Origin of the sequence: Pseudomonas fluvialis, from assembly GCF_002234375.1 — a bacterium.
Taxonomy (GTDB): Bacteria; Pseudomonadota; Gammaproteobacteria; order Pseudomonadales; family Pseudomonadaceae; genus Aquipseudomonas; species Aquipseudomonas fluvialis.
Genome location: NZ_NMQV01000003.1, coordinates 31,687 through 56,433, shown reverse-complemented (window position 1 = coordinate 56,433; position 24,747 = coordinate 31,687). Strand labels below are relative to the sequence as shown.

The 24,747-nt window shown below is 65.5% G+C and carries 18 protein-coding genes and 1 pseudogene; 11 read left to right on the top strand and 8 right to left on the bottom strand.

The features are described from left to right. Nucleotides 1-6: 6 nt before the first annotated feature. Complete coding sequence (gene glnE / locus CFY91_RS01865; protein WP_093984643.1) at nt 7-2,934, bottom strand: bifunctional [glutamate--ammonia ligase]-adenylyl-L-tyrosine phosphorylase/[glutamate--ammonia-ligase] adenylyltransferase; 2,928 nt, start codon at nt 2,932-2,934, stop codon at nt 7-9. 234 nt (nt 2,935-3,168) lie between these two features. On the opposite strand from glnE, the gene aceE reads away from it, so the two are divergent. Together aceE and aceF are read left to right on the top strand one after the other, a co-directional pair. Further along, entirely contained in the window at nt 3,169-5,814 is a 2,646-nt protein-coding gene (gene aceE, locus CFY91_RS01860) for a pyruvate dehydrogenase (acetyl-transferring), homodimeric type (RefSeq protein WP_093984642.1), read from the top strand. 107 nt (nt 5,815-5,921) lie between these two features. Further along, a complete protein-coding gene (aceF, locus tag CFY91_RS01855; protein ID WP_093984641.1) occupies nt 5,922-7,565 on the top strand; it encodes a dihydrolipoyllysine-residue acetyltransferase in 1,644 nt (547 codons plus the stop codon). Between the two features lie 17 nt (nt 7,566-7,582). On the opposite strand, the gene CFY91_RS01850 is transcribed toward aceF, so the two are convergent. Next, a complete protein-coding gene (locus CFY91_RS01850; protein WP_229727196.1) occupies nt 7,583-8,104 on the bottom strand; it encodes a hypothetical protein in 522 nt (173 codons plus the stop codon). A gap of 75 nt (nt 8,105-8,179) precedes the next feature. On the opposite strand from CFY91_RS01850, the gene CFY91_RS01845 reads away from it, so the two are divergent. Further along, nucleotides 8,180-10,255, top strand: a complete 2,076-nt coding sequence (locus tag CFY91_RS01845; protein WP_093984640.1) for a putative bifunctional diguanylate cyclase/phosphodiesterase — start codon at nt 8,180-8,182, stop codon at nt 10,253-10,255. Nucleotides 10,256-10,297: 42 nt separating this feature from the next. Next, nucleotides 10,298-10,855 (top strand): annotated as a pseudogene (gene msrA, locus CFY91_RS01840) (peptide-methionine (S)-S-oxide reductase MsrA); the annotation flags it as partial. Between the two features lie 6 nt (nt 10,856-10,861). On the opposite strand, the gene serB reads toward msrA, so the two are convergent. Further along, on the bottom strand, nt 10,862-12,076 hold the full coding sequence (gene serB / locus CFY91_RS01835) for a phosphoserine phosphatase SerB (protein WP_093984638.1): 1,215 nt from the start codon (nt 12,074-12,076) through the stop codon (nt 10,862-10,864). 207 nt (nt 12,077-12,283) lie between these two features. On the opposite strand from serB, the gene CFY91_RS01830 reads away from it, so the two are divergent. After that, nucleotides 12,284-13,768 carry a HAMP domain-containing protein gene (locus tag CFY91_RS01830; protein WP_093984637.1) on the top strand — a complete coding sequence of 495 codons (1,485 nt, stop codon included), beginning with the start codon at nt 12,284-12,286 and terminating at the stop codon, nt 13,766-13,768. Between the two features lie 6 nt (nt 13,769-13,774). On the opposite strand, the gene CFY91_RS01825 is transcribed toward CFY91_RS01830, so the two are convergent. Further along, entirely contained in the window at nt 13,775-14,263 is a 489-nt protein-coding gene (locus tag CFY91_RS01825) for a 2-thiouracil desulfurase family protein (RefSeq protein WP_093984636.1), read from the bottom strand. A 96-nt stretch (nt 14,264-14,359) separates the two neighbouring features. Between CFY91_RS01825 and CFY91_RS01820 the strand changes: the two genes are divergently transcribed. Next, nucleotides 14,360-15,112: a hypothetical protein gene (locus CFY91_RS01820; protein ID WP_093984635.1), complete on the top strand. Its 753-nt coding sequence runs from the start codon at nt 14,360-14,362 to the stop codon at nt 15,110-15,112. On the opposite strand, the gene bipL is transcribed toward CFY91_RS01820, so the two are convergent. Then, the gene (gene bipL / locus CFY91_RS01815; protein WP_093984634.1) at nt 15,069-16,034 is read right to left on the bottom strand and encodes a phospholipase BipL; all 966 of its coding nucleotides are present in this window, start codon (nt 16,032-16,034) and stop codon (nt 15,069-15,071) included. The genes CFY91_RS01820 and bipL overlap by 44 nt on opposite strands. A 112-nt stretch (nt 16,035-16,146) precedes the next feature. On the opposite strand from bipL, the gene CFY91_RS01810 reads away from it, so the two are divergent. After that, nucleotides 16,147-16,704 carry a DUF6436 domain-containing protein gene (locus tag CFY91_RS01810; protein WP_093984633.1) on the top strand — a complete coding sequence of 186 codons (558 nt, stop codon included), beginning with the start codon at nt 16,147-16,149 and terminating at the stop codon, nt 16,702-16,704. A gap of 78 nt (nt 16,705-16,782) precedes the next feature. Here CFY91_RS01810 and CFY91_RS01805 read toward each other — a convergent pair whose 3' ends face one another. The 3 genes from CFY91_RS01805 to rpmE form a co-directional block, all read right to left on the bottom strand. Continuing rightward, nucleotides 16,783-18,051, bottom strand: a complete 1,269-nt coding sequence (locus CFY91_RS01805) for a malic enzyme-like NAD(P)-binding protein (protein ID WP_093984632.1) — start codon at nt 18,049-18,051, stop codon at nt 16,783-16,785. Between the two features lie 112 nt (nt 18,052-18,163). Continuing rightward, nucleotides 18,164-18,952 carry a thermonuclease family protein gene (locus tag CFY91_RS01800; RefSeq protein ID WP_093984631.1) on the bottom strand — a complete coding sequence of 263 codons (789 nt, stop codon included), beginning with the start codon at nt 18,950-18,952 and terminating at the stop codon, nt 18,164-18,166. Between the two features lie 29 nt (nt 18,953-18,981). Further along, entirely contained in the window at nt 18,982-19,194 is a 213-nt protein-coding gene (gene rpmE / locus CFY91_RS01795; protein WP_093984630.1) for a 50S ribosomal protein L31, read from the bottom strand. 163 nt (nt 19,195-19,357) lie between these two features. Between rpmE and CFY91_RS01790 the strand changes: the two genes are divergently transcribed. The 4 genes from CFY91_RS01790 (at nt 19,358) to hslV (ending at nt 24,741) form a co-directional block, all read left to right on the top strand. Next, nucleotides 19,358-21,577 (top strand): primosomal protein N', encoded by a 2,220-nt coding sequence (locus tag CFY91_RS01790; protein ID WP_093984810.1) that lies wholly within the window; start codon nt 19,358-19,360, stop codon nt 21,575-21,577. A gap of 109 nt (nt 21,578-21,686) precedes the next feature. Continuing rightward, entirely contained in the window at nt 21,687-23,426 is a 1,740-nt protein-coding gene (gene argS, locus CFY91_RS01785; RefSeq protein ID WP_093984629.1) for an arginine--tRNA ligase, read from the top strand. 1 nt (nt 23,427) lies between these two features. Continuing rightward, a complete protein-coding gene (locus CFY91_RS01780; protein WP_093984628.1) occupies nt 23,428-24,117 on the top strand; it encodes an SPOR domain-containing protein in 690 nt (229 codons plus the stop codon). Between the two features lie 87 nt (nt 24,118-24,204). Continuing rightward, on the top strand, nt 24,205-24,741 hold the full coding sequence (gene hslV / locus CFY91_RS01775) for an ATP-dependent protease subunit HslV (protein ID WP_093984627.1): 537 nt from the start codon (nt 24,205-24,207) through the stop codon (nt 24,739-24,741). Nucleotides 24,742-24,747: the final 6 nt, after the last annotated feature.

Here is a 24,747-nt window from a genome sequence, read left to right as displayed (position 1 = left end):
GCCCCGTCAGTTCAGCCCCAGCGCCTGCCAGATGTGCCGCACCTTGCGGCGCTCGGCAAGCAGCTGGTCGGCACTCACCTCGCCGGCCTGTTTCTGCAGGGCCAGGCGATGCGCGGTGGCGCGGTAGGCCTTGTAGATTTCCTGCAGCGCCGTAACGTCCTCGGCGCTGAGCAACGCCGCCTCGCGCAAGCCATCCAGAATGCGGATGTTGTCGGTGTAACGCAGCAGCTGCGGGTGTTCGTGGGACCAGGCCAGGGCCGCGTATTGCACCATAAATTCGATATCGACGATACCGCCGGCGTCCTGCTTGAGGTTGAAGCGCTGCGCCGGGTCTTCGGCCAGCTCGCCGAGGCCGGCCTGGGTCGCACGCGTCCCCAGGTTGTCGCGCATCTTGCCGCGCATTTCGCTGACTTCGCGGCGCAGCTGATCAAGGTCACGCGCCCGACCCAATACCTCGGCGCGTATCGCCGCAAAACCGGCGGCGACCCGCGGACAGCCCACCAGCACACGGGCACGCACCAGGGCCTGGTGCTCCCAGGTCCAGGCTTCCTGCTGCTGGTAGCGGGCGAAGGCGCTCAGCGAGCTGACCAGCAGGCCGGACTCGCCGGAGGGACGCAGACGCATATCCACCTCATAGAGCGGCCCGGAGGTGGTCAGGGTATTGAGCATGTGAATGATGCGCTGGCCCATGCGGGCAAAGAACTGCGCACCATCCAGCGGCTTGGCGCCGTCGGTTTCCGCCTGCGGGTCGGCATCATGGATAAACACCAGATCGAGGTCGGAGCCATGCCCCAACTCGATGCCGCCGACCTTGCCATAGCCGACGATGATGAAGTCGCCATCGCACAGGCTGCCGTCGCTGCGCCGCGGCACGCCATGCTTGCTGGTCAGTTGCCGCCAGGCCAGCTGCAGCACCTGCTGGAGAATCGCCTCGGCCAGCCAGGTGAGGTAGTCGGAGACTTTCATCAGCGGCAGGCTGCCGGCAATCTCCGACGCCGCCACGCGCAGACGGTGGGCCAGCTTGAAGTGGCGCAAGGCCTCCATCTGCTGTTCCAGATCATCTTCGGGAATGCGCATCAGCCGTTCGCGCAGCTCGGCCACCAGCTCTTCGCCTTGCGGCGGGCTGAATAGCCGTCCCTCGTTGAGCAGCTCGTCGAGCAGCAGTGGGAAACGCGCGATCTGCTCGGCGATCCACGGACTGGCGGCACACAGGCTGAGCAGGCGCTGCAGGGCACCCGGGTTTTCGCTGAGCAACACCAGATAGGCCGAGCGCCGTGCCACCTTTTCCACCAGCGGCATGACCCGCTCCAGTACCAGGTCAGGATCAGGCTGGCTCACTGCTTGCGCCAACAGGCGCGGCATGAAGGCATCCAGACGCTCGCGCCCCAGGCGCTGCATGGCACGCACCTGGCCGCCATGACGCAGATCGAGCAGGCGTTTGTAGGCCTGTGCCGGATTCTGCAAGCCCGCCTCGGCCAGTTGCTCCTCGGCGGCAGCGCTGTCCAGCGCTTCGCTCCACAGCGGCAACCACTCGCCGCCGGGCGTTTCCTGCTCGGCATCGACGTCCTCGTCGGGGTCGGCAATGACCCGGCGAAAATGGTGATCGACCCGTGCCCGCCAGCGCATCAGCTCAGCATGAAAGGCCGCCCAGTCGGCAAAACCCATGATCTGCGCCACCCGCGCCTGTTCCTGGGGATCCTCGGGAAGCATCTGCGTCTGCCGGTCGGCGATGCCCTGCAGAGCATGTTCGGTGTAACGCAGGAAGTGATAGCCCTCGCGCAGTTCGTTGACCACCTCGCCAGGCAGGTAACCTTGCCCGTCCAGGGTATCCAGCACCTTGAGCAACGAGCGCTGCTGCAGGCTGAGGTCACGGCCACCATGGATAAGCTGGAAAGCCTGGGCAATAAACTCGACCTCCCGAATGCCTCCCGCCCCCAACTTGATGTTCTCGCTCATACCCTTGCGGCGCACTTCCTGCTGGATCAGCTGCTTCATGGCGCGTAGCGCCTCGATGGCAGAAAAATCCAGGTAACGGCGGTAGACGAACGGCCGCAGCATCTCCAGCAACTGGCGACCGGCCTGCTGGTCGCCGCCGATGACCCGTGCCTTGATCATCGCGTAGCGTTCCCAATCACGCCCCTGGTCCTGGTAGTACTGCTCCAGGGCATTGAAGCTAAGCACCAGGGCACCACTGTCGCCATAGGGGCGCAAGCGCATGTCGACGCGAAACACGAAGCCATCCACGGTAATCGCATCCAGCGCCTTGATGAGCTTCTGCCCCAGGCGGGTAAAGAATTCCTGGTTGTCCTGTGCACGCCGTGCGCCCTGGGTTTCCCCGCCTTCGGGATAGCCGAAGATCAGGTCGATATCCGAAGACAGGTTGAGCTCGAAGGCACCCAGCTTGCCCATCCCGAGGATCACCAGATGCTGCGGCTCGCCGGAGCGCCGCCCGATGGGCGTGCCGAACTGCGCACAATGCTGGCGGTACAGCCAGGCATACGCCTGGTCGACGCAGGCGTCGGCCAGTGCCGACAGCTCCAGGCAGGTCTGCTGCAGACTGGCCTGGCGGCTGATGTCACGCCAGATGATGCGCAGCTGCTGACGGTTGCGAAAGCGCCGCAACTGACGGGCCAGGGTGTCCTCGTCGGCACAGTCCTGCAGGGCCTGCTGCAACGCCTCACGCAACTCCCCAGGCCCCAGCGGGCGCTCCAGCTCGCCACTGGCAGCCAGTGCCAGAAAGTCTGCCGGAGCGCGGAGGATCTGCTGGTGTACGAAATCGCTGCAGGCCAGCAGCCGGGGCAACTGTTCACGACGCTGCGCCGGCCAGTCGGCCAGCGCCTGCGCCCCCCCCAGCGCCTGCAACACGCTCGGCTCGGCGCGTTCGGCCAGCCCATGCAGGGCGGGAGACAGGTCCAGCAGTGACGGCAAGCTCATGGTCTATCCTTTTGGCTCAGGCGGTTCTGTCGGGCCTGTCAAGCGGGCAGACAGAAAATTGTAGTTTTACTACTAAAAGATGTGCCGCGGGGGGCTGATCAAGGCGTCGCAATGTAGTAAAACTACAAGCCTCTGGTAGCACCGCTATCCCGATGAATTCCAGTTGCCCGCCCACAAGGCCAGGCGACGTCACTAAGGCCCGATTCTGTGTGCCTTTAAGCCCTGGAGCAAGCCATGCAAGACCTCGATCCCGTCGAAACCCAGGAATGGCTGGACGCCCTTGAGTCGGTCGTCGACAAGGAAGGCGAAAGCCGCGCGCACTACCTGCTGACCCGCATGGGCGAACTGGCCACGCGCAGCGGCACCCAGCTGCCCTATGCGATCACCACGCCCTACCGCAACAGCATCCCGGTGGCGCAGGAGGCACGCATGCCAGGCGACCTGTTCATGGAACGGCGGATTCGCTCGCTGGTGCGCTGGAATGCCCTGGCCATGGTGATGCGCACCAACCAGCAGGACCCTGACCTGGGCGGGCACATCGGCACCTTCGCCTCCAGCGCTACGCTGTATGACGTGGGCTTCAACTACTTCTTCCAGGCGCCCTGCGAAGAACACGGCGGCGACCTGATCTTCTTCCAGGGCCATGCCTCGCCCGGGGTCTACGCGCGCGCCTTCATGGAAGGGCGAATCAGCGAGGAGCAGCTCAACAACTTCCGCCGCGAAACCGACGGCCAGGGCCTCCCCTCCTACCCGCATCCCTGGCTGATGCCCGATTTCTGGCAGTTCCCCACGGTATCCATGGGGCTCGGCCCCCTGCAGGCCATCTACCAGGCGCGTTTCATGAAGTATCTGGAGCATCGTGGCTTCATCCCGGCCGGCAAACAGAAGGTCTGGTGTTTCATGGGCGACGGCGAGTGCGACGAACCGGAATCGCTGGGCGCGATTGCCCTAGCCGGGCGCGAGAAACTGGACAACCTGATCTTCGTCATCAACTGCAACCTGCAGCGTCTGGACGGCCCGGTACGCGGCAACGGCAAGATCATCCAGGAGCTGGAAGGGGTGTTCCGCGGTGCCGAATGGAACGTCAAGAAAGTCATCTGGGGACGGTTCTGGGACCCGCTGTTTGCCAAGGACCACGACGGCATCCTGCAGCGCCGCATGGATGAGGTGGTCGATGGCGACTACCAGAACTACAAGGCCAAGGACGGCGCCTTCGTCCGCGAGCACTTCTTCAACAGCCCCGAACTCAAGGAGATGGTCAAGGACCTCTCCGACCAGGAAGTCTGGAACCTCAACCGCGGCGGCCACGATCCGTACAAGGTCTACGCCGCCTACCACGCGGCGGTTAACCACAAGGGTCAACCGACCGTGGTGCTGGCCAAGACCATCAAGGGCTACGGCATCGGCGCCGGCGAAGCGCAGAACACCGCGCATAACGTCAAGAAGGTGGATATCGCCAGCCTGAAGAAATTCCGCGACCGCTTCGACATCCCGGTCAGCGATGCCGACCTGGAGAAGCTGCCGTTCTACCGCCCGGCCGAAGGCAGCGCCGAGGCGCGCTATCTGCAGGAACGGCGCGCCCGGCTGGGCGGCGTGGTGCCGCAGCGCCGCCAGCAAAGCTTCCGTGTACCGATACCGCCACTGGACACCCTCAAGGCCATCCTCGACGGCACCGGCGAGCGGGAAATCTCCACCACCATGGCCTTCGTGCGCATCCTCTCGCAGTTGCTCAAGGACAAGCAGCTCGGTCCGCGCATTGTGCCCATCGTCCCGGACGAAGCGCGTACCTTCGGCATGGAAGGGCTGTTCCGCCAACTGGGCATCTACTCCTCGGTCGGCCAGCTGTACGAGCCGGTCGACAAGGACCAGGTGATGTTCTACCGCGAAGACAAGAAAGGGCAGATCCTCGAAGAAGGCATCAACGAAGCGGGCGCCATGTCCAGCTGGATTGCCGCCGGCACCGCCTACTCCACGCACAACCAGCCGATGTTGCCGTTCTATGTGTTCTATTCGATGTTCGGCTTCCAGCGCATCGGCGACCTCGCCTGGGCGGCCGGCGACAGCCGCGCACGGGGTTTCCTGATCGGCGGCACCAGCGGGCGCACCACGCTCAACGGCGAGGGCTTGCAGCACGAGGACGGGCATAGCCACATCCTCGCCAGCACCATCCCTAACTGCCACAGCTATGACCCGACCTACGGCTACGAGCTGGCGGTGATCATCCGCGAGGGCGCGCGGCGCATGCTCGAGGAGCAGGACAGCATCTTCTACTACGTCACCGTGATGAACGAAGCCTATGCCCAGCCGGCCATGCCAGAGGGCGTCGAGGACGGCATCATCCGCGGCATGTACCTGCTCGAAGAGGACACGCGCGCCGCCGCCCACCACGTACAGCTGCTCGGTTGCGGTGCGATCCTCCGCGAAGTACGCGAGGCCGCGCAGATTCTTCGCGAGCAATTCAACGTGGCCGCCGACGTATGGAGCGTTACCAGCTTCAACGAACTGCGCCGCGACGGCCTGGCCGTGGAGCGCCACAACCGCCTGCACCCGCTGCAAAGCCCGCAGCTGAGTTACCTGGAGCAATGTCTGAACGGCCGCAAGGGGCCGGTGGTGGCCAGCACCGACTACATGAAGCTGTTCGCCGAGCAAGTGCGCCAGTGGGTGCCGAGCAAGGAATACAAGGTGCTCGGCACCGATGGTTTCGGGCGCAGCGACAGCCGTCGCAAGCTGCGGCATTTCTTCGAGGTGGACCGCTACTGGGTGGCCCTGGCGGCGCTGGAAGCACTGGCTGACCGCGGCGAGATCGACGCCAAGGTGGTGGCCGAAGCCATTGCCCGCTTCGGCCTCGACCCGGACAAGCCCAATCCGCTGGACTGCTGAGCCAGCAGCGCATTGACTGCAGCCGGCACAATACCGGCCGCTCCACCGAACAGCGCAGAGCCCTCTCTGCAACGCACCCGCCCAGGCGGGTGCTGAAGGAGTACAAGATGAGTGAGTTGATTCGCGTACCGGACATCGGCAACGGCGAAGGCGAAGTGATCGAACTGCTGGTCAAGGTTGGCGATGCGATCGAAGCCGACCAGTCGCTACTGACCCTGGAATCGGACAAGGCCAGCATGGAGATTCCCGCCCCGCGCGCCGGGGTGGTCAGTCGCCTGCTGGTCAAGCTCGGCGACCGCCTCAAGGAGGGCGACCCGCTGCTCGAGCTGCAGGCCGCCGACACCCAACCTGCCACGGCAGCCAGCACCACGCAGACCGCAGCACCCGCGGCCCATGACGACCTGACGCCAGCCGCCCAGCCAGTCGCGCCGAGCGAGGGTAACGAGATACTGCAGGACATCCATGTGCCGGACATCGGCGCCGCCGGCAAGGCACGGGTCATCGAACTGCTGGTCAAGGTCGGCGAACAGATCGACGCCGAGCAATCGCTGCTGACCCTGGAATCGGACAAGGCCAGCATGGAAATTCCCTCGCCGGCCGCCGGCGTGGTCGAGGAAATCCTCACCCGTCTGGACAGCGAGGTGGCCAGCGGCGATCTGATCCTGCGCCTGCGCCGCCGAGCGCCCGCTGCCCAGGCCGAAACTGCCGGCAGTGCCGCGCCCATTCACAGCCTGCCGGCCAACGCCGAGCCGACGGTAGCCGCCGAAGTCGGCGCGATTGCCGCCCTGTCGGCCGCCGCCGCCAGCTCGCCCGCCACCCCGCCGCCACGCGCCGGCAGCAAGGTGCACGCCGGCCCGGCAGTACGCCTGCTGGCCCGCGAACTGGGTGTCGAACTGGCCGCGGTCAGCGGCAGCGGTCCCAGGGGGCGCATCCTCAAGGAGGACCTGCAAAACTACGTCAAGGCCATGCTGCACAAGGCCAAGGAAGCGCCAGCCGCTGCAGCGAGTGGTGCGACCGGCATTCCGCCGATCCCGCCAATCGACTTCAGCAAGTTCGGCCCGGTCGAAGAGGTAGCGATGTCCCGCCTGATGCAGGTCGGCGCCGCCAACCTGCACCGCAGCTGGCTCAATGTGCCGCATGTCACCCAGTTCGACAGCGCCGACATCAGCGAGGTGGAGGCCTTCCGCGTGGCACAGAAGGCCACTGCCGAGAAAGCCGGCGTCAAGCTGACCATCCTGCCCATTCTGCTCAAGGCCTGCGCGCATTTGCTGCGCGAGCTGCCGGACTTCAACAGCTCGCTGGCGCCCTCGGGCAAGGCACTGATCCGCAAGGGCTACGTGCACATCGGCTTTGCCGTGGATACCCCGGACGGCCTGCTGGTGCCGGTGATCCGCGATGTTGACCAGAAGAGCCTGCTGCAGCTGGCCGGCGAGGCCGCCGAGCTAGCCGAGAAAGCGCGCAGCAAGAAGCTCTCGGCGGATGCCATGCAGGGTGCCTGCTTCACCATCTCCAGCCTCGGTCATATCGGTGGCAGCGGCTTCACGCCAATCGTCAATGCGCCCGAAGTGGCCATCCTCGGGGTGAGCAAGGCCAGCATGCAGCCGGTGTGGGACGGTGCGGCCTTCCAGCCACGCCTGATGCTGCCGCTGTCACTGTCCTATGACCACCGGGTGATCAACGGCGCTGCCGCCGCGCGCTTCACCCGGCGCCTTGCTGACCTGCTCGGCGACATCCGCACCCTGCTGCTCTGAGGGTGCCGGCGCTGCGGCTACTTCTGCAGGTTGCGCAGCAGGTAGCTCAGCGCCTTGGCCAGCTCCGCCGCACCCTGGTGGTCACGCACGATGCTGAGCAGCGGGCTGCCGTCGCGCGGGTCGAGGATCACACACTGCTGGCCCTGTTGCGGGCATTCGTAGCGAATGAACGGGTCGACGCCAAACACCGGCAAGACCTTGTTGCTGACCTGCAGACTGCCATCGCGGGCCCGACGCTCCTCGCGCACACGCAGCTCGCCGGCTTGCGGGCTGCTCAGCTGGTAACGCAGATCCACGGCATCGGCACGCCCGGGCTGGTAGCCGGCCAATAGCGCATAGCTGTGCAGCAGGCTGTTGCCATGCGCCAGCAGGGCCTGGCGATCATCGCTACTCAGGTAAAGACGCTTCAGCTCGCTCAGGTACTGGGCGGCCTCGGCGGACTCCAAACCTTCGCCAGCCTGCAGCGCGGTGCTGCCCAAGGCGCTCAGGCAGATCCCGGCGAGCAATGTTTTTATCTGTCTTGTCAGTGACTTGTGCATGGTGCACCCTTGTCGTCGCTCAGCTGAGCAGGCCATTGGTAGTTCCTGCCCAGCATACTGGAAGCCCGCCCATCGATGACAAGTCATCCAGAAGCCGCCGGTCGCAAGCTGGCCGATGTTGTGACGCAGTTGCCAGACCCCGCACGCCTGGGCCTGCTGCGTTTCGAACGGCTCAACGAGGCGAGCTGGAAGCTGCTCTACCTCGACCCGGCCTGCCAGGCCCGCCTGGGCCTGCCCGCCAGCCAGCTGTGCGACTTGCTGGAAGCCCCCTACGCCAGTCTCATGCAGCCGGCGCAGCGCCTGCAACTGCACCAGCAGATCCAGCAACAACTGCAGCAGCACGGGCACTATCGGGTGCAGTATCGCCTGCATAGCCCACTGGGTCCGCTGCAACTCTGCGAGCTTGGCCAGCCGCTGCCCGGCCCCGGACGGCAGCGCCTGCAGGGCTACCTGATCTGTCAGGACGACCTTACCCTGCCCAACCCGCAACACGCCGCCCTGCTCGCCGGCTTGCAGCAAAGCGCCTGCGCGATCCTGCTGGTCAGCCCCGAGGGGCGCCTGGACTACGTCAATGCCAGCTTCAGCCAGATCACCCAGTACAGCACCGACGAGGTGCTGGGCCGTTCGATCACCGAGCTGGCCGCCATGGAAAACCTCGCCGAGCGACTGTTCGACAGCCATAGCGGGCTGGCCAGCCACAACAGCTGGCAGGGTGAATTCAAGAGCCGGCGCAAGAACCATGAACCCTATTGGGGACGCCTGAATATCTCCAAGGTATTTGACGCGCAGGGCCAGCTCAGCCATTACCTAGGCATCTACCAGGACATCACCGACGAGAAGCTCCAGCAGCAGCGCGTGGAAAAGCTTGCCTACACCGACACCCTGACCGGGCTGGGCAACCGCGCGTTCTTCATCAACCGTCTCGACCAGCACTTCCAGCGCCAGGCGCCAGGCAATGGCTGCCTGTTGCTGGTGGACATCGACAACTTCAAACGCATCAACGACAGCCTGGGCCACCAGAGCGGCGACAAACTGCTCGCCAGCCTGGCCCGGCGCCTGCGCAACAGCCTGCCCAACCAGACCCCGCTGGCCCGCTTTGCCAGCAACGAGTTCGCCCTGCTGCTGGAAGACTGCAGCCTGCACAGTGGCCAGCAGCAGGCCCGGCAACTGCTGGAAACCCTCGGCAAGCCGCTGTTCGTCGACAACCAGCTGATCAGCATCAGCGGCTCCATCGGCTTGGCCCAGGCCCCCCTGCACGGCAGCAATACGCCGACCCTGCTCAAACATGCCGGTCTGGCCCTGCACAAGGCCAAGGCCAACGGCAAACAGCAACTGCAGGTATTCAGTGAAACGCTGAATGCCGAAGCCCAGGACAAGCTGTTCCTCGACAACAACCTGCGCCTGGCTCTGGAGCGCGATGAGTTGCGCCTGCACTACCAGCCCAAGCTGTGCCTGCACAGCGGTCGCCTGCTCGGCCTGGAAGCCCTGCTGCGCTGGCAGCATCCGCAACGCGGCATGATCAGCCCGGACAGCTTCATCGCCGTGGCCGAGGAAAGCGGGCTGATCATCCCCATCGGCAAATGGGTGATGCGCACCGCCTGCCGCATGGCCCGCCAGCTAGCGGATGCCGGTCTGGGCAGGCTGCACATGGCCATCAACCTGTCTTCACGACAATTTGCCGATCCCGAGCTGTGCCGTTCACTGAGCGACATCCTCGCCGAAGAAGGCCTGCCCGGCAGCCAGCTGGAGCTGGAACTGACCGAGTCGCTACTACTGGAAGCCAGCGAGGCCACTCGCCAGCAGCTGCACCAGCTCAAGCAACTGGGCGTACAGTTGGCCATGGACGACTTCGGCACCGGCTATTCGTCGCTGGGCTACCTGAAGAAGTTTCCCATCGACGTGATCAAGATCGACCGCAGCTTCGTACGTGATGTACCGCACTGTGACGACGATATGGAGATCATTGCCGCGGTGATTGCCATGGCCCACAAGCTACGCTTGCAGGTAGTGGCCGAAGGCATCGAGGATCGCCAGCAGCTGGCCTTCCTGCGCCGCCAGCAGTGCGATATCGGCCAGGGCTACCTGTTCGATCGCCCGCTGCCCGCCGACGAACTCCTACAACGGCTATCCCGTTATCAGCGCCCTGTCTGAGGTGTACCCGCCATGCAACGTCTGATCAGCCCCCCGCACAGCCTGCCCGAACGCCACCGGGTCACCGGCCAGCCCCTGCAGCCGCCCTTCGCCCCGGGCCTGCACTGGGCAATCTTTGCCATGGGCTGCTTCTGGGGGGCTGAGCGGCGCTTCTGGCAACAACCTGGGGTGTACAGCACGGCCGTCGGCTATTGCGGGGGCGATACCGTCCAGCCCAGCTATGAAGCGGTGTGTAGCGGCCTGACCGGCCACAGCGAAGCCGTACTGGTGGTCTTCGACCCACAACAGACCGACTACGCCAGCCTGCTCAAGGTGTTCTGGGAGGCACACGATCCGACCCAGGGCATGCGTCAGGGCAATGACATCGGCAGCCAGTACCGTTCAGCGATCTACTGTCGCGACGCCGCGCAGCTCGCCCAGGCACTGGCCAGCCGCGACACCTACCAGCAGGCGCTGAGCCGCGCCGGTTATCCGGCGATCACCAGCGAGATTGCCCTGGCCGGGCCGTTCTACTACGCCGAGGACTACCATCAGCAGTACCTCGACCGTCACCCGCAGGGTTACTGCGGGTTACGTGGTAGCGGGGTCGCCTACCCCTGACAGGGGTTACTCCAGGCCTTCGCGGTCGCGGTAGCCGAGCAGATAGAGGATGCCATCCAGGCCCAGGGTGGAAATCGCCTGCTTGGCCGACTGCTTGACCAGCGGCTTGGCGCGGAACGCCACGCCCAGGCCGGCCAGGCCCAGCATCGGCAGGTCATTGGCCCCGTCGCCCACGGCAATGGTCTGTTCCAGCTGCAGCCCCTCGCGCTGGGCCAGTTCGCGCAGCAGGTCGGCCTTGCGCTGGGCATCGACGATGGGCTCGATGGCGACGCCGGTGAGCCGGCCGTCGACGATCTCCAGCTCGTTGGCATACACGTAGTCGATACCCAGCAGCGCCTGCAGGCGCTTGGCGAAATAGGTAAAGCCGCCCGACAGGATGGCGGTCTTGTAGCCCAGGCGCTTGAGCTCGGCGAACAGTGTCTCGGCACCCTCGGTCAGCGGCAGGCGCTCGGCAATCTGCTCCAGCACCTCTTCCGGCAGCCCCTTGAGCAGGGCCAGACGCTCCTTGAAGCTGGCTCGGAAGTCCAGCTCGCCGCGCATGGCGCGCTCGGTGATCTCTGCCACCTGCTCACCGACTCCGGCGGCCTTGGCCAGTTCGTCGATCACCTCGGCCTCGATCAGCGTCGAGTCCATGTCGAAGACTGCCAGACGACGGTTGCGGCGGAACAGCGAATCACGCTGGAAGGCGATATCGACATTCAGCTCCTGGGCCACGCGGAGAAACTCGGCACGCAGCGCCGCCGTATCGGCCGGCTCGCCACGCACGGAAAACTCGATGCAGCCCTTACTGCGCTCATCCGGGGTATCCAGCGGCATGCGCCCGGACAGGCGATCGATATGGTCGATGTTCAGACCATAGCGCGCGGTGATCGCACTCACCCGCTGCAGCTGTTCGGCCGTGACCTTGCGGGTCAGCAGGGTCACGATATGCCGCGGCTTGCCCTGGCCATCCACCCACTGCTGGTAATCGCTCTCCGCCACCGGCGTGAAACGCACCTGCTGGTCGAGCTCATAGGCGGTGAACAGCAGGTCCTTGAGTACCGACGAGGCCTGCTCGGTAGCCGGAATTTCCACCAGGATGCCGAACGACAGGGTGTCGTGGATCACCGCCTGGCCGATGTCGAGGATATTCACCCCGCCCTGGGCCAGCACCCCGGTAATCGCTGCGGTCAGCCCGGGACGGTCTTCCCCGGTGATATTGATCAGGACGATCTCGCGCAAGGCACACCTCCGCTGTCAGAAAGAGGCCGGCATTCTACCTGCAAAGTGCCACGCATGCCTCCGCTGCCCGGCCACCCGGACGCTACGCGCAAAACGTGCGCCAGCGCGCAGTCTGCAGGCTGCCTGGTGCGCCGCGCCCGGCGCGCTTTGCCGCATAGAGGGCGCTGGGTATACTGCCGGCTCTTTTCCCTGCCCGAGCTACGCCCTGTGCCCCGGCCGTCATCTGTCAAGCCCGACAACCTGTTCCTGCTGCTGTTCAACGCCCTGCGCCAGCGCCGCGTACCGCTGACCCTGCGTATTGCCAGCCACAGCCTGCTGCTGGTCGCCCTGGCCCTGGTGATCTATGCCTGGGTCATCGGCATGCAGTTCAAGCATGCCATGCAGCAGCAGTCCGACGCCCTGGGACAGAGCCTGATCGTGCAGACCGCCGCCTCGGCCACCGAACTGCTGGTCGCCAACGACATCCTCAGTCTCAACGTCCTGCTCAACAATCTGGTGAGAAACCCACTGGTGGCGCACGCCGCCATCTACAGCGTGGATAATCGCCTGCTCGCCGAGGCCGGCTCACGTCCCGGCCATGGCATGCTCGACCAGCAGAGCGGGCTGTTCACCACGCCTATCACCTTTCAGGAGGTGATCGCCGGCCACCTGCACATCAGCCTGGATATGCGCCAGTTCCAGCAGCCGATGACCATCAGCCTGCAAAGCATGGGCATCCTCAGCCTGATCCTGCTGGCCCTGACCCTGTCACTAAGCCTGCGTCTTGGTCGTCACCTGTCCACCCCGCTGCTGCAGCTGCGCCTGTGGCTGCGCGATCCGGATGACCCGGCGCCCGGCAGCGGCCGTCAGGATGAGATCGGCGATCTGGCCCGTCAGCTCCAGGCGCGCCTGCTACCACCCAAGCCAGCGGCGCCCTCCATGGCCAGCGAAAGCGTGCCGTTGGCAGACGACGCACCGACTCTCGACGACTGGACGGATGAGCCTGCATTCGACGAAGAGCCGCTCTCCGCCGAACGGACTGCGCTAGGCGATACTGACGACTTCCCCGCAACGCCTGACGAACATGATCCGTTCGCCGAGCTGCGTCAGCCGGATGAGCCCGCACCCCTGCCCTCTGTCACGCCCGGTCAGACCGCCGTACTCGCCGTACAGCTGGGCGCGCAGGAGCAACTACGCCACCTGCCACGCCCGCGCCTGGTGCAGTTGCTGGAGCGCTACCGTGACTGCCTGCAACAGGCTGCCACGCTGTACCAGGGGGAACTGCATACCCTCAACGATGGCAGCAGCCTGTTGCTGTTCCACAGCAGCCAGGATGAACAGCAATTCCTCAGCCATGCGCTGTGCTGCGGCGAGCTGCTGCGGGCACTGGGTCATGCACTGCAGATCGAAGTGGCCGACAGCGGCTTCACCCTGCAATTGCAACTGGGCCTGAGCCTGGGCGAAGACCTCAGCGCGCTCGGCCAGGGACAGCTGCTGCTGGCCGCCAGCAGCCAGGCCGCCCTGGCACTTAGCCAGCACAGCCGCAACCTGCTGCTGCTCGACCAGAGCATAGCCAGCCAGGAAGCCCTGCGTAGCCATGCACGCATCCGCAGCATCGCCAGTCCGGCCGGTTGCAGCTGCGTGGAGCGCCTGCTCGATCCCTACCCGGCACTCCTCGAACGCCAGCTGGTGCGCATGCAGGAAGGCCGCTGATTCGCTTCAGTCGGCCTGCAGGGCCAACCAGGCGGCTGCCTGCTCCAGCTCATACTCGTTGAACACCACCACCCCCGCCGCCTGCAGGGCTGCGGCGGTGACCCCGGCACCCTCGACCAGACGGCCCGAGAACTCGCCGGAATAGGTCTGCCGGTTGCCGCAGGACGGGCTGCGCGCCTTGAGCACGGCCATACCGATGCCCTGCTCGCGCACCAATGCCAGCGCCCGTGCGGCGCCTGCCCGGAAGGCATCGCTGACATCCCGGCCATGACAATCACGCACCACCTGCTGCCCGGCCAGCACCGCGCGCCCCTGGCCACCGAGAATTTCTGCCGGCGGCCGCGGCGTCGGCAGGCCGCCGGCCATTTCCGGGCACAGCGCCAGTACGCGCCCTTCGGCCTGCCAGGCCTGCAACTGGGCAAAAGGACCATGAGCGGCACCGTCGTAGCGCACCGCTTCACCGAGTAGGCAGGCGCTCACCAATATCTTCTGCATCACCGACTCCTGCGTCGTCCTGGCGCCTCGACAAGCCGTCTGGCGCTGCGCAGAATAGCGCGCATTATCATCTGGCCGTCGCTCCTGGGAGTTTTCATGCGCCTGCTGCTTGCTGCATTGCTCTGCCTCACACCCCTGCTCGCCAGCGCCGATCCACATGCCGAGCTGTACCGCAGCGCCGGCTGGGCGCAACACCAGGTCAATTTCAGCAAGGCACTACAGGCCGCCCAGCAACGCTACCAGGGCAACCTGCCGGATGCCTTGTACCGCGTGATGGTCGAGTCCAGCAACCGCCGCTTTGCCGCCGATGCCCTGCAGTCGCGCGTTGCGCAACACCTGCGTGAACAGCTGCGTGATCCGCAGGCCGCACAGACGTTCTTTGACTCGCCACTGGGCCGCAAGGTAGTGCGTGCCGAACTGCAGGCCAGTGCCAGCGAGGAAGTCGCCCTCGGGGTGATCCCGCGCAATCAGGCCAGCGCGCCACGCCAGGCACTCGCACAGCGCCTCGGCCAGGCACTGCCGGCCAGTGCCGCCGCCGCCGAAGTCAGCCTGGCCATCGCCGGCATCGCCGCCGACAGCCTGGGTCAGATGATCCCTGGGCTGGCCGACTACCAGATCAGCGATAACCTGCTGGACGGCCCGCGGCAAAAGCTGATTGCGCAAATCGACAGCGACCTGGGCAACAGCCTGCTGTTCATCTATCGCGACCTCAACGACCAGGAATTGGCCGAGTTTGTCACCTTCGCCGAATCCGCAGAGGGCCAGGCCTACTACCAGGCGGCACTCGGTGCCCTGCGCGCCGCCCTCAACCCAGCGCCGGCCAGCCCGGCGCCTGCAGCCGTCGACTGAGAAACCCCAGATACTGCTCACGCAGTGCCGCCTGCTCATTGGCCAGGTGGTGCGAGGCTTGTTCCAGCAGCAAGACTTCCGCCCCCTGGAACTGGCGTTGCAGAACCGCCAGGTTATGCCGCCAATCAACCGTGCGATCCAGCCCACCCTGCACGATCAGCGGCGGGCGCAGTCCACCTGGCGCCGGCCGGGCCAGCTGCTCGATCCGCGCGATCCAGCGCTCCAGCGCCGCCACCCAAGCCACCGGCAAAACCTGTGGCTGCAGCGGGTCCTGGTTATGCACGAAGTCGATGAACGCACTGTCACTGGAGTTGACCGTATAACGGCGCGGCACCGCATCGACGAACGGCGCCAGCAAGCGATAACTGAGCCGTGACCAGTTCCAGGCGCGCGGACGCACCAACGGCGCCAGCAGGATGCTCTGCCCCAGCTCCGGACGCGGCTCGCCAGTGAGCAGGTAATCCAGAAGGATCGCGCCGCCGGTACTCTGTCCCAGCACATGCCAGGGCTTGGGCAAGGCCATCCGTTCGGCCTGGGCAAACAGCGCCTGCAGGGCTGCCTGGTACTCGGCAAAGTCACTGATGCTGGCTCGCTCGCCCGTGGACAGGCCATGCCCGGGCAAATCACAGGCCAGCACCGCAAAGCCCTGACGCAAGGCCCAATCGATGATGTGCCGGTACAAGCCCATGTGGTCGTAGTAACCATGCAGCAGCAACAGGCTGGCCGTCGCCGCGGCTGGCTGCCAGCACTGCACGGCCAGGCGATAGCCGGCGGCCTCGACATGCCCCAGGCGTACCTGCTGTACACCCGCAAACTCCAGGCCATAGAACTGCCGGTAGGCCTGCATCGCCGGCAATTCCACAGCCTGCTCCAGCGGGGGCAGCAGGTCGCGCAATACATCGGGATCAAACGACAACGACATGACGACAGCCTCGCGGGTCAAATAGCCGGAACAGCGCCCGGTGCGACACTACAGGTTCTGCTGCACAGCGCAACATGGCAAGCTATGCAGCCCTCTTGCCAGTGTGGTTGCCATGAAGCCTGCGCGCAAAAATCTCCTGCTGATCCTTGCCGTACTGCTCTGGGTAGCCGCGCTGCTGGCCGCCTTGTGGTGGTACCAGGCACGCTACCTGCGCGCCTTCGACGAGCAGGCAGCCCTATTCGACAGCAGCGCCCTGCAGCTGCCCGGCGCCCTGGCCGGCAACGGGGAAATCCATCTGGTGCATTTCTGGGACCCAGCCTGCCCCTGCAACCGTGGCAACCAGCAGCACCTGGCTGATCTGGTCAAGCGTTTCGCCGTACAGGGCGTGCGTTTCCACCATGTGCAGAAACCCGGTACGCGCGGCCAGCTACCGGCCATGCTGGCAACCCTGCAACCTCTGGAGCTGCCGGGCAGTGCCAGCCTGCCGGCCAGCCCGGCCGTCGCCCTGTGGGATCGCCAGGGCCGCCTGGCCTACTTCGGCCCCTACAGCGAAGGCGCCAGCTGCAACAGCAGCAACAGCTTCATCGACCCGGTTCTCGAGGCACTGGTCGCCGGCCGCCAGGTCAAGGTCGGCAACAACCTAGCGGTTGGTTGCTTCTGTAGCTGGTAACGTCAGAGGCGTGCCAGCACACGGGACGACCACGCATAAAAAAACCCGCCAGCGGCGGGTTTTTCTGCAGCACGACACTCAGCCGTTGAACACGTCATCTACCGACTTGAGCGGATAGTTCTTCGGATACGGCAGGGTTGCTACGCCACTTTCCAGCGCGGCCTTGGCTACGGCATCACACACTTCGGTGATCAGGCGCGGGTCCATCGGCTTGGGAATGATGTACTCGCGACCGAAGGACAGCGCCATGCCGCCATAGGCGTCACAGACTTCCTGCGGTACCGGCAGTTTGGCCAGATCACGCAACGCCAGCGCAGCCGCGATCTTCATCTCTTCGTTGATGCGCGTGGCACGTACGTCCAGAGCGCCGCGGAAGATGAACGGGAAGCCCAGTACGTTGTTGACCTGGTTCGGGTAATCGGAACGGCCGGTAGCCATGATCACATCGGGGCGCGCTTCGCGGGCCAGCTCCGGCTTGATCTCCGGGTCCGGGTTGGAGCAGGCGAAGATGATCGGGTTGTCGGCCATCAGCTTGAGGTCATCCGGGCTCAGCAGGTTGGCACCGGACAGGCCGACGAACACGTCAGCACCGGTCAAGGCATCCTGCAGGGTGCGCTTGTCGGTTTCGCTGGCGAAGACTGCCTTGTACTGGTTGAGATCGTCGCGACCGGCATGGATCACACCCTTGCGGTCGATCATGAAGATGTTCTCGATCTTCGCGCCCATGCTGACCAGCAGCTTCATGCAGGAAATGGCCGCAGCGCCGGCACCCAGGCAGACGATCCTGGCTTCCGGCAGGGTCTTGCCGGCGATTTCCAGGGCATTGAGCATGCCGGCCGCAGTGACGATGGCGGTGCCGTGCTGGTCATCGTGGAACACCGGAATATCGCACTGCTCGATCAGCGTGCGTTCGATCTCAAAGCACTCGGGTGCCTTGATATCTTCCAGGTTGATACCACCGAAGGTGATGGAGATACGGCGAACGGTATCGATGAAGGCCTGCGGGCTTTCTGCCTCGACTTCGATGTCAAACACGTCGATGCCGGCAAAACGCTTGAACAACACGCCCTTACCTTCCATGACCGGCTTGGAGGCCAGCGGGCCGAGATCGCCCAGGCCAAGGATCGCCGTACCATCGGAAATGACAGCCACCAGGTTGCCCTTGCCGGTATAGCGGTAGGCCAGCTCCGGATCACGCGCGATTTCCCGCACCGGCTCGGCAACACCCGGGCTGTAGGCCAGGGCCAGGTCACGTGCGGTGGCGGTGGGCTTGGTGAGCTCGACGCTCAGTTTGCCCGGACGGGGCTGGGCATGATAGTCAAGCGCGGCTGTTTTCAGATCGGACATGTCGGTGGTTTCCGCTTTTTTTGGTTGACGTGCAGGCGGCCGAGCATACGGAAGATACCGTCCACGAACAAGACCGCCCGCCGCGCCACGGCCCGACACGGCAGCCTGCCGCTTAGCGCACCGGCTGCAGCAGCAGCGGGTGCTCCAGCGACAACTGCCAGCGTGCACGACCCGCTGCGACAGAACGTCGCTCGACAACCCAACCACGCACTTCCACGCGCTGTCCCTGCAGCGCGGGCCAGTCGATGGCGGCGAATTCTGCCGCCCGCGGCCTGGCAATACGTACCACCAGCTCGCCCATTTCCAGCCACAGGCCACCCCGGTTACGCTCCACACGCTGCACACGCCCGGCGATCAATGCAAAGCCGCCGCGCTGCAACTGCGCCGGCTGCAGCCACTGCGGCTGACGCCACACCCCCAGGCGCTGCGCACGCGCCTGCCGCTCAGCACGCTGCAGGCAGGCAGCCTGCGCGGTGTTGGGCGCCACCACCACCTGCCAGCCCATGCCGGCAGCCAGCAATTGCGCTTCCAGGCTGCCACCCTGGCGGTCGTAAAGGTGCGCCAGGCTGCGTCCGTAGCGATCCCGCGCCTGCCGACCGGCCTGCAGGTAGAGCCGTTCGCCACTGGCCGCAACCAGCTGCGCAAGGTACTGCCGAGCCGCCTGGGCATGGGGCTGTGCCGGCTGGCCACGGCGCGCCAGCTCCGGCGCATTGATGCCGATCAGCCGTACGCTGCGCCCATCCTGCAGGCGCAAGGTATCACCATCGACCACCCGCTCCACACGCACCTGCGGCAGACCGGCCGGCGGCGGCGGGCAGAAGGCCTGCAGCGCGGGCGAGAAAAGCCAGGCGATAAAAAAGGCGCCCAGCAGGGGCGCCTTTTTTCGCAGCAGGCCAGGCATAAGGTGCACTGTCCTGAGCATGCTTCGGCTTACTTGGTGCCGAACACGCCGAAACGCTGCTTGAAGCGATCGATACGGCCGCCGGTGTCCAGCACCTTCTGCTTACCGGTGTAGAACGGGTGGCACTCGTTGCACACGTCGAGGCTGATGTTCTTGCCCAGGGTGGAACGGGTCTTGATCACGTTGCCGCAGCTGCAGGTGGCTTCGATCTCAACGTAATTCGGGTGGATATCGGCTTTCATGGAGGATTCCTCGGGTAGATTTGTGCCGCCACCCGACCCTATGTCGAGTACCGCACGCAAACAGGCGGGCGATCATACCAGAGCAAAAAGCGGATGCAAGCGCGCCACGGCTTGGCCCGACACGCGGAAATGCTAGGATCGCCGCAGCCTGATGGAGCCCACCGTGCCTGACCTGATTCTGCGCCTCGCCTTGCCTTCGCCGTTGCGGCGCCTGTTCGACTACCTACCGCCGGCCGGGGTCAGCGAACAGTTGCTGCAGCCCGGCGTACGCCTGCGCGTGCCCTTCGGGCGGCGCGAGGTGATCGCCGTACTGATCGAGCGGGCCAGCCACAGCAGCCTGCCCGCCGACAAGCTGCGCCCGGCGCTGGCCCTGCTGGATCGCCAACCGCTGCTGCCGGCCAGCCTGTTTCGCCTGTGTCAGTGGACCGCGCAGTACTACCAGCACAGTCTCGGCGACACCTTCAGCTGGGCACTACCGGTGCTGCTGCGTCAGGGCGAAGCGGCCGAAGCGCGCGTCGAACGTTTCTGGGTCAAGCAGCCGCAGGCCTCCCTCGACGACCCGCGCCTGCTGCGCGCACCGCGCCAGCGCGAGGCGCTGCGTACCCTGGCGCAGCACCCGCATGGCATCGCGCACAGCCTGCTCGGCCAGTTGCAGCTCAATCGCGACAGTCTGCAACTGCTCCTGGAGAAAGGCCTGGTGTGCCTCGAAGAGCGCCGCCAGGCACCCCGCGAGCGCCATGGCAGCTGGCTGGCACAGCCCGCGCTGCCGCTCAACGACGAGCAGCGCCTGGCCGTCAGCGCCGTACAATCGGCTTTCAATCGCTTCCAGCCGTTCCTGCTCGCCGGCATCACCGGCAGCGGCAAGACCGAGGTCTACCTGCAGCTCATCCAGCAATGCCTGGAAGCTGGCAAGCAGGCGCTGGTACTGATCCCCGAGATCAACCTCGGTCCGCAAACCCTGGAGCGTTTCTCGCGGCGCTTCAATGCGCGCCTGGCCCTGCTGCACTCCAACGTCAACGACCGCGAACGTCTGGACGCCTGGCTGGCCGCGCGCGATGGCCAGGCCGACATCATCATTGGTACACGCTCGGCACTGTTCACCCCGCTCAAGCGCCCAGGGCTGATCATCATCGACGAAGAGCACGACGCGTCCTACAAGCAGCAGGAGGGTCTGCGCTACAACGCCCGCGATCTGGCGGTGATGCGCGCGCAACTGGAAAGCGTGCCCATCGTTCTCGGCTCGGCCACGCCCGCCCTGGAAAGCCTGCACAATGCCCATACCGGCCGCTACGCCCTGCTGCGCCTGACCCAGCGGGCCGGCGCGGCACAACCACCGCGCTTCCTGCGCCTGGACATCAAGAGCCTGCCGCTCGACTCGGGCATCTCCGGCCCCCTGCAACAGGCCATGCGCCAGACCCTGGAGCGCGGCCAGCAGGTGCTGGTGTTCCTTAACCGTCGTGGCTTTGCCCCGACCCTGCTGTGCCACGACTGCGGGTGGATCAGCCAGTGCCCGCGCTGCGACGCGCGGATGACCCTGCACCAGCGCTCCGGCGAACTGCGCTGCCACCACTGCGGGCATGCCGAACGCAGCCCGCGCAACTGCCCCAAATGCCGGCAGGTCGACCTGCGCCCGCTGGGTGCCGGTACCGAGCGCGCCGAAGAGCGCCTGACCACGCTGTTCCCCGAGGTGCCGGTGCTGCGCATCGACCGCGACAGCACGGCACGCAAGGGCAGCATGGAGCAGCTGTTGCACAGCATCGGCAAGGGCCAGCCATGCATCCTGGTCGGCACGCAGATGCTCGCCAAGGGCCACCATTTCCCCCGCGTCACCCTGGTCGCCATCCTCGATGCCGATGGCGGTCTGTTCTCCACCGACTTCCGCGCCCCCGAACGCATGGCCCAGCTCATCGTGCAGGTAGCCGGACGCGCCGGGCGGGCGGAAACTCCGGGCACCGTGCTCATCCAGACCCATCTGGCCGAACACCCGCTGCTCGTCCAGCTCACCGAACAGGGCTATTTCGCCTTTGCCGAACAGGCCCTCAGCGAGCGCCGCGCTGCCGGTCTGCCGCCCTTCAGCCACCTGGCCCTGCTGCGCGCCGAGGCCCATCAGCCGGGCCAGGCCGAGGCCTTCCTCGATGACGTGTGCAGCCTGGCCGAACAGTGGCTGGACCAGCTGCAGCTGAGCGGCATCGAACTGCTCGGCCCGGTACCCGCGCCCATGGAGCGCCGCGCCGGGCGCTTTCGCGCGCAACTGCTGTTACAGGGCAGCGCGCGGGCCAGTCTGCACCGGCTGCTCGGCAACCTGCTGGCGCAGGTCGAGTCACTGCCTGCAGCGCGCAGCGTGCGCTGGTCAGTAGACGTCGACCCGCTTGATCTTTTCTAGGCATCCGGCACGCCGCGTCATGCGCTTTTCCTTGTCGGTTATGGCTTGCCGCTTGCCGCTGCTCGTATAATGCGCAGTTTTCGACCAGCCGCGGCCGACCGAGCAGACCATGAAAGACACCATTCGCCACTTGATCCAGCACGCCCTGTCCAGCCTCGTCGCGACCGGCGAGCTGCCGGCCGGACTGACCCCGAGCATCCAGGTGGAAAACACCAAGGACAAAAGCAACGGCGATTTCGCCAGCAACATCGCCCTGATGCTGGCCAAGCCGGCCGGGCTGAAACCGCGCGAGCTGGCGGAAAAGATCGTCGCCGCCCTGCCCGCCGACAGCCAGATCAGCAAGGTGGAGATCGCCGGCCCGGGCTTCCTGAATTTCTTCCAGAACAGCGACGCCCTGGCCCAGCGCCTTGAAGCGGCACTCGCCGACGCCCAGCTTGCCGTGCGCAAGAACGGACCGACGCAGACTGTAGTGATTGACCTGTCCTCGCCCAACCTGGCCAAGGAAATGCACGTTGGCCACCTGCGCTCGACGATCATCGGTGATGCCGTGGCGCGGGTCCTGGAATTCCTCGGCGACACAGTGATCCGCCAGAACCATGTCGGCGACTGGGGCACCCAGTTCGGCATGCTGCTGGCCTTCATGGAGGAAAACCCGGCTGCCGCGGAAAGCGAGCTGTCCGACCTGGAAGGCTTCTATCGCGCCGCCAAACAGCGCTTCGACGCCGCACCGGCGTTTGCCGAACGGGCCCGTGAGCTGGTCGTCCAGCTGCAGGCCGGTGATGCCGAATGCCTGCGCCTGTGGCACCGTTTCAACGACATCTCGCTGTCGCACTGCCAGAAGGTCTACGACCGCCTGGGGGTGAAACTCAGCATGGCCGACGTCAAGGGCGAAAGCGCCTACAACGCCGAACTGCCAGGAATTGTCGAAGCCCTGCGCAGCAAGGGCCTGCTGACCGAAGACAATGGCGCCCAGTGCGTATTCCTCGACGATTTCAAGAACGCCGAAGGCAATCCGCTGCCGGTGATCGTGCAGAAAGCCGGCGGCGGCTACCTCTACGCCACCACCGACCTGGCTGCGATGCGTTATCGCAGCGCAGTGCTCAAGGCGGATCGCGCACTGTACTTCGTCGACCAGCGCCAGGCGCTGCACTTCCAGATGGTCTTCGAGGTGGCGCGCCGCGCCGGCTTCGTACACCCCGGCATGCAGCTGGAACACATGGGCTTCGGCACCATGAACGGCGCCGACGGCCGGCCGTTCAAGACCCGTGACGGCGGCACGGTGAAACTCATCGACCTGCTCAACGAGGCCGAAGAGCGCGCCTATGCGCTGGTCAAGGGCAAAAACCCGCAACTGGACGAGCAAAGCCTGCGCCATATCGCCCGTGCGGTGGGCATCGGCGCGGTGAAATATGCCGATCTGTCCAAACACCGCAGCAGCGACTACCGCTTCAATTTCGAGCTGATGCTCAGCTTCGAAGGCAACACCGCGCCCTACCTGCTCTACGCCTACACGCGCATCACCAGCATCTTCCGCAAGCTGGGCCAGAGCATCGAGCAACTGGACGGGCAGATCAGCCTGCACAGCGAACAGGAGCAGGCACTGGCCGGCAAGCTCGCGCAGTTTGCCGAAGTGCTTGGCAACGTCGCCGACAAGGGCGAGCCGCACCTGCTGTGCGCCTACCTGTACGACCTGGCCGGACTGTTCTCCAGCTTCTACGAACACTGTCCGATCCTCGCCTGCGAAGACCCGCAGCAGCGCAGCAGCCGCCTGCGCCTGGCCGCCCTGTGCGGGCGCACCCTGAAGCAGGGCCTGGAGCTGCTCGGCCTGCAGCCGCTGGAGCGCATGTAACATGGCGGCGCGCAAGAAACCGGCCCCGAAACGCGGCGCCAGCCGCTATCAGGCCCCGGCGAAAAAGCCGGTGCCTGGCTGGGTATGGCTGGCCTGCGGGCTGGTGATCGGCGGTTTCTTCATGTTCCTGTTCAGCCTGGAACCAGGCCGTGACGAGGTGCGCCGCAACAAGCCGGAACAGGCCCGCCAGGCACCGAAAGCGCAGGCACAGAGCAGCGCGCCGAGCGCACGCCCGGAGCCGGTCAAGCCCAAATACGACTTCTACACCCTGCTGCCGGAGTCACCGGTCAGCTCACCCAAGGTCGACGAACCGCCACCACCGGCCACCGTCAGCGCCGAGGAAGCCGCGCGCATCGACCAGGCACGCGCCGAAGCCGCGCTACGCGGCGAAGTACCGCCGCCGCCTCCGCAGGTCGCCAGCGCGCAGACTGCCAGCACGCCACCCGCCGCCCAGCCAGGCAGCCGGTTTTTCCTGCAGGCCGGTTCGTTCCGCAAGCGCGAGGAAGCCGACCGCATGCGCGCGCAGCTGATTCTGCTCGGGCAAAGCGTGCAAATCGAGTCCGGCAAGGTGCGCGAGGAGACCTGGCACCGCGTGCTTATCGGCCCCTATGCCAGCCGCGAACAACTGGCCAGCGCTCAGAAGGCCCTGGCCGCCGATGGCTTCGGCAACCTGCTTCTGCAACAGCGTTAAAGACGCTTTCTTGCTGGCAGCGGCTTGAAGCGGGCGGCATGTCGCCCCATATAGTCCTGCATCAGTCGCCAGCAGGAGCAGCCTCCCTTGACCACCATCGTTTCCGTACGCCGCAATGGCAAAGTCGTCATGGGCGGCGACGGCCAGGTTTCCCTGGGCAACACCGTGATGAAAGGCAACGCCAAGAAAGTCCGCCGCCTTTATCACGGCCAGGTACTGGCCGGCTTTGCCGGAGCCACCGCCGACGCCTTCACACTGTTCGAGCGTTTCGAAGGACAACTGGAAAAACACCAGGGTCACCTGGTGCGTGCTGCCGTGGAACTGGCCAAGGACTGGCGCACCGACCGCAGCCTGAGCCGCCTGGAGGCGATGCTGGCGGTGGCCAACAAGGACGCCTCGCTGATCATCACCGGCAATGGCGACGTGGTCGAACCGGAACACGGTCTGATCGCCATGGGCTCCGGCGGCGGCTTTGCCCAGGCGGCCGCCCTGGCCCTGCTGCAGAAAGGCGATGCGGCCATGAGCGCCCGCGAGATCGCCGAAACCGCGCTGCATATCGCCGGCAGCATCTGCGTGTTCACCAACCAGAATCTCACCCTTGAAGAGCTGGACTCGGCCGTCTGAGCCGAA

Excerpts from the sequence above, each read along its gene's own strand:
- CFY91_RS01820 (WP_093984635.1), top strand. The coding sequence starts at position 14,360 with ATGCGCCTGCTGCTTGCTGCATTGCTCTGCCTCACACCCCTGCTCGCC.
- bipL (WP_093984634.1), bottom strand. The coding sequence starts at position 16,034 with ATGTCGTTGTCGTTTGATCCCGATGTATTGCGCGACCTGCTGCCCCCG.
- aceE (WP_093984642.1), top strand. The coding sequence starts at position 3,169 with ATGCAAGACCTCGATCCCGTCGAAACCCAGGAATGGCTGGACGCCCTT.
- CFY91_RS01845 (WP_093984640.1), top strand. The coding sequence starts at position 8,180 with ATGACAAGTCATCCAGAAGCCGCCGGTCGCAAGCTGGCCGATGTTGTG.
- aceF (WP_093984641.1), top strand. The coding sequence starts at position 5,922 with ATGAGTGAGTTGATTCGCGTACCGGACATCGGCAACGGCGAAGGCGAA.
- CFY91_RS01800 (WP_093984631.1), bottom strand. The coding sequence starts at position 18,952 with ATGCCTGGCCTGCTGCGAAAAAAGGCGCCCCTGCTGGGCGCCTTTTTT.
- rpmE (WP_093984630.1), bottom strand. The coding sequence starts at position 19,194 with ATGAAAGCCGATATCCACCCGAATTACGTTGAGATCGAAGCCACCTGC.
- CFY91_RS01805 (WP_093984632.1), bottom strand. The coding sequence starts at position 18,051 with ATGTCCGATCTGAAAACAGCCGCGCTTGACTATCATGCCCAGCCCCGT.
- CFY91_RS01825 (WP_093984636.1), bottom strand. The coding sequence starts at position 14,263 with ATGCAGAAGATATTGGTGAGCGCCTGCCTACTCGGTGAAGCGGTGCGC.
- CFY91_RS01780 (WP_093984628.1), top strand. The coding sequence starts at position 23,428 with ATGGCGGCGCGCAAGAAACCGGCCCCGAAACGCGGCGCCAGCCGCTAT.
- argS (WP_093984629.1), top strand. The coding sequence starts at position 21,687 with ATGAAAGACACCATTCGCCACTTGATCCAGCACGCCCTGTCCAGCCTC.
- CFY91_RS01810 (WP_093984633.1), top strand. The coding sequence starts at position 16,147 with ATGAAGCCTGCGCGCAAAAATCTCCTGCTGATCCTTGCCGTACTGCTC.
- glnE (WP_093984643.1), bottom strand. The coding sequence starts at position 2,934 with ATGAGCTTGCCGTCACTGCTGGACCTGTCTCCCGCCCTGCATGGGCTG.
- CFY91_RS01850 (WP_229727196.1), bottom strand. The coding sequence starts at position 8,104 with ATGCACAAGTCACTGACAAGACAGATAAAAACATTGCTCGCCGGGATC.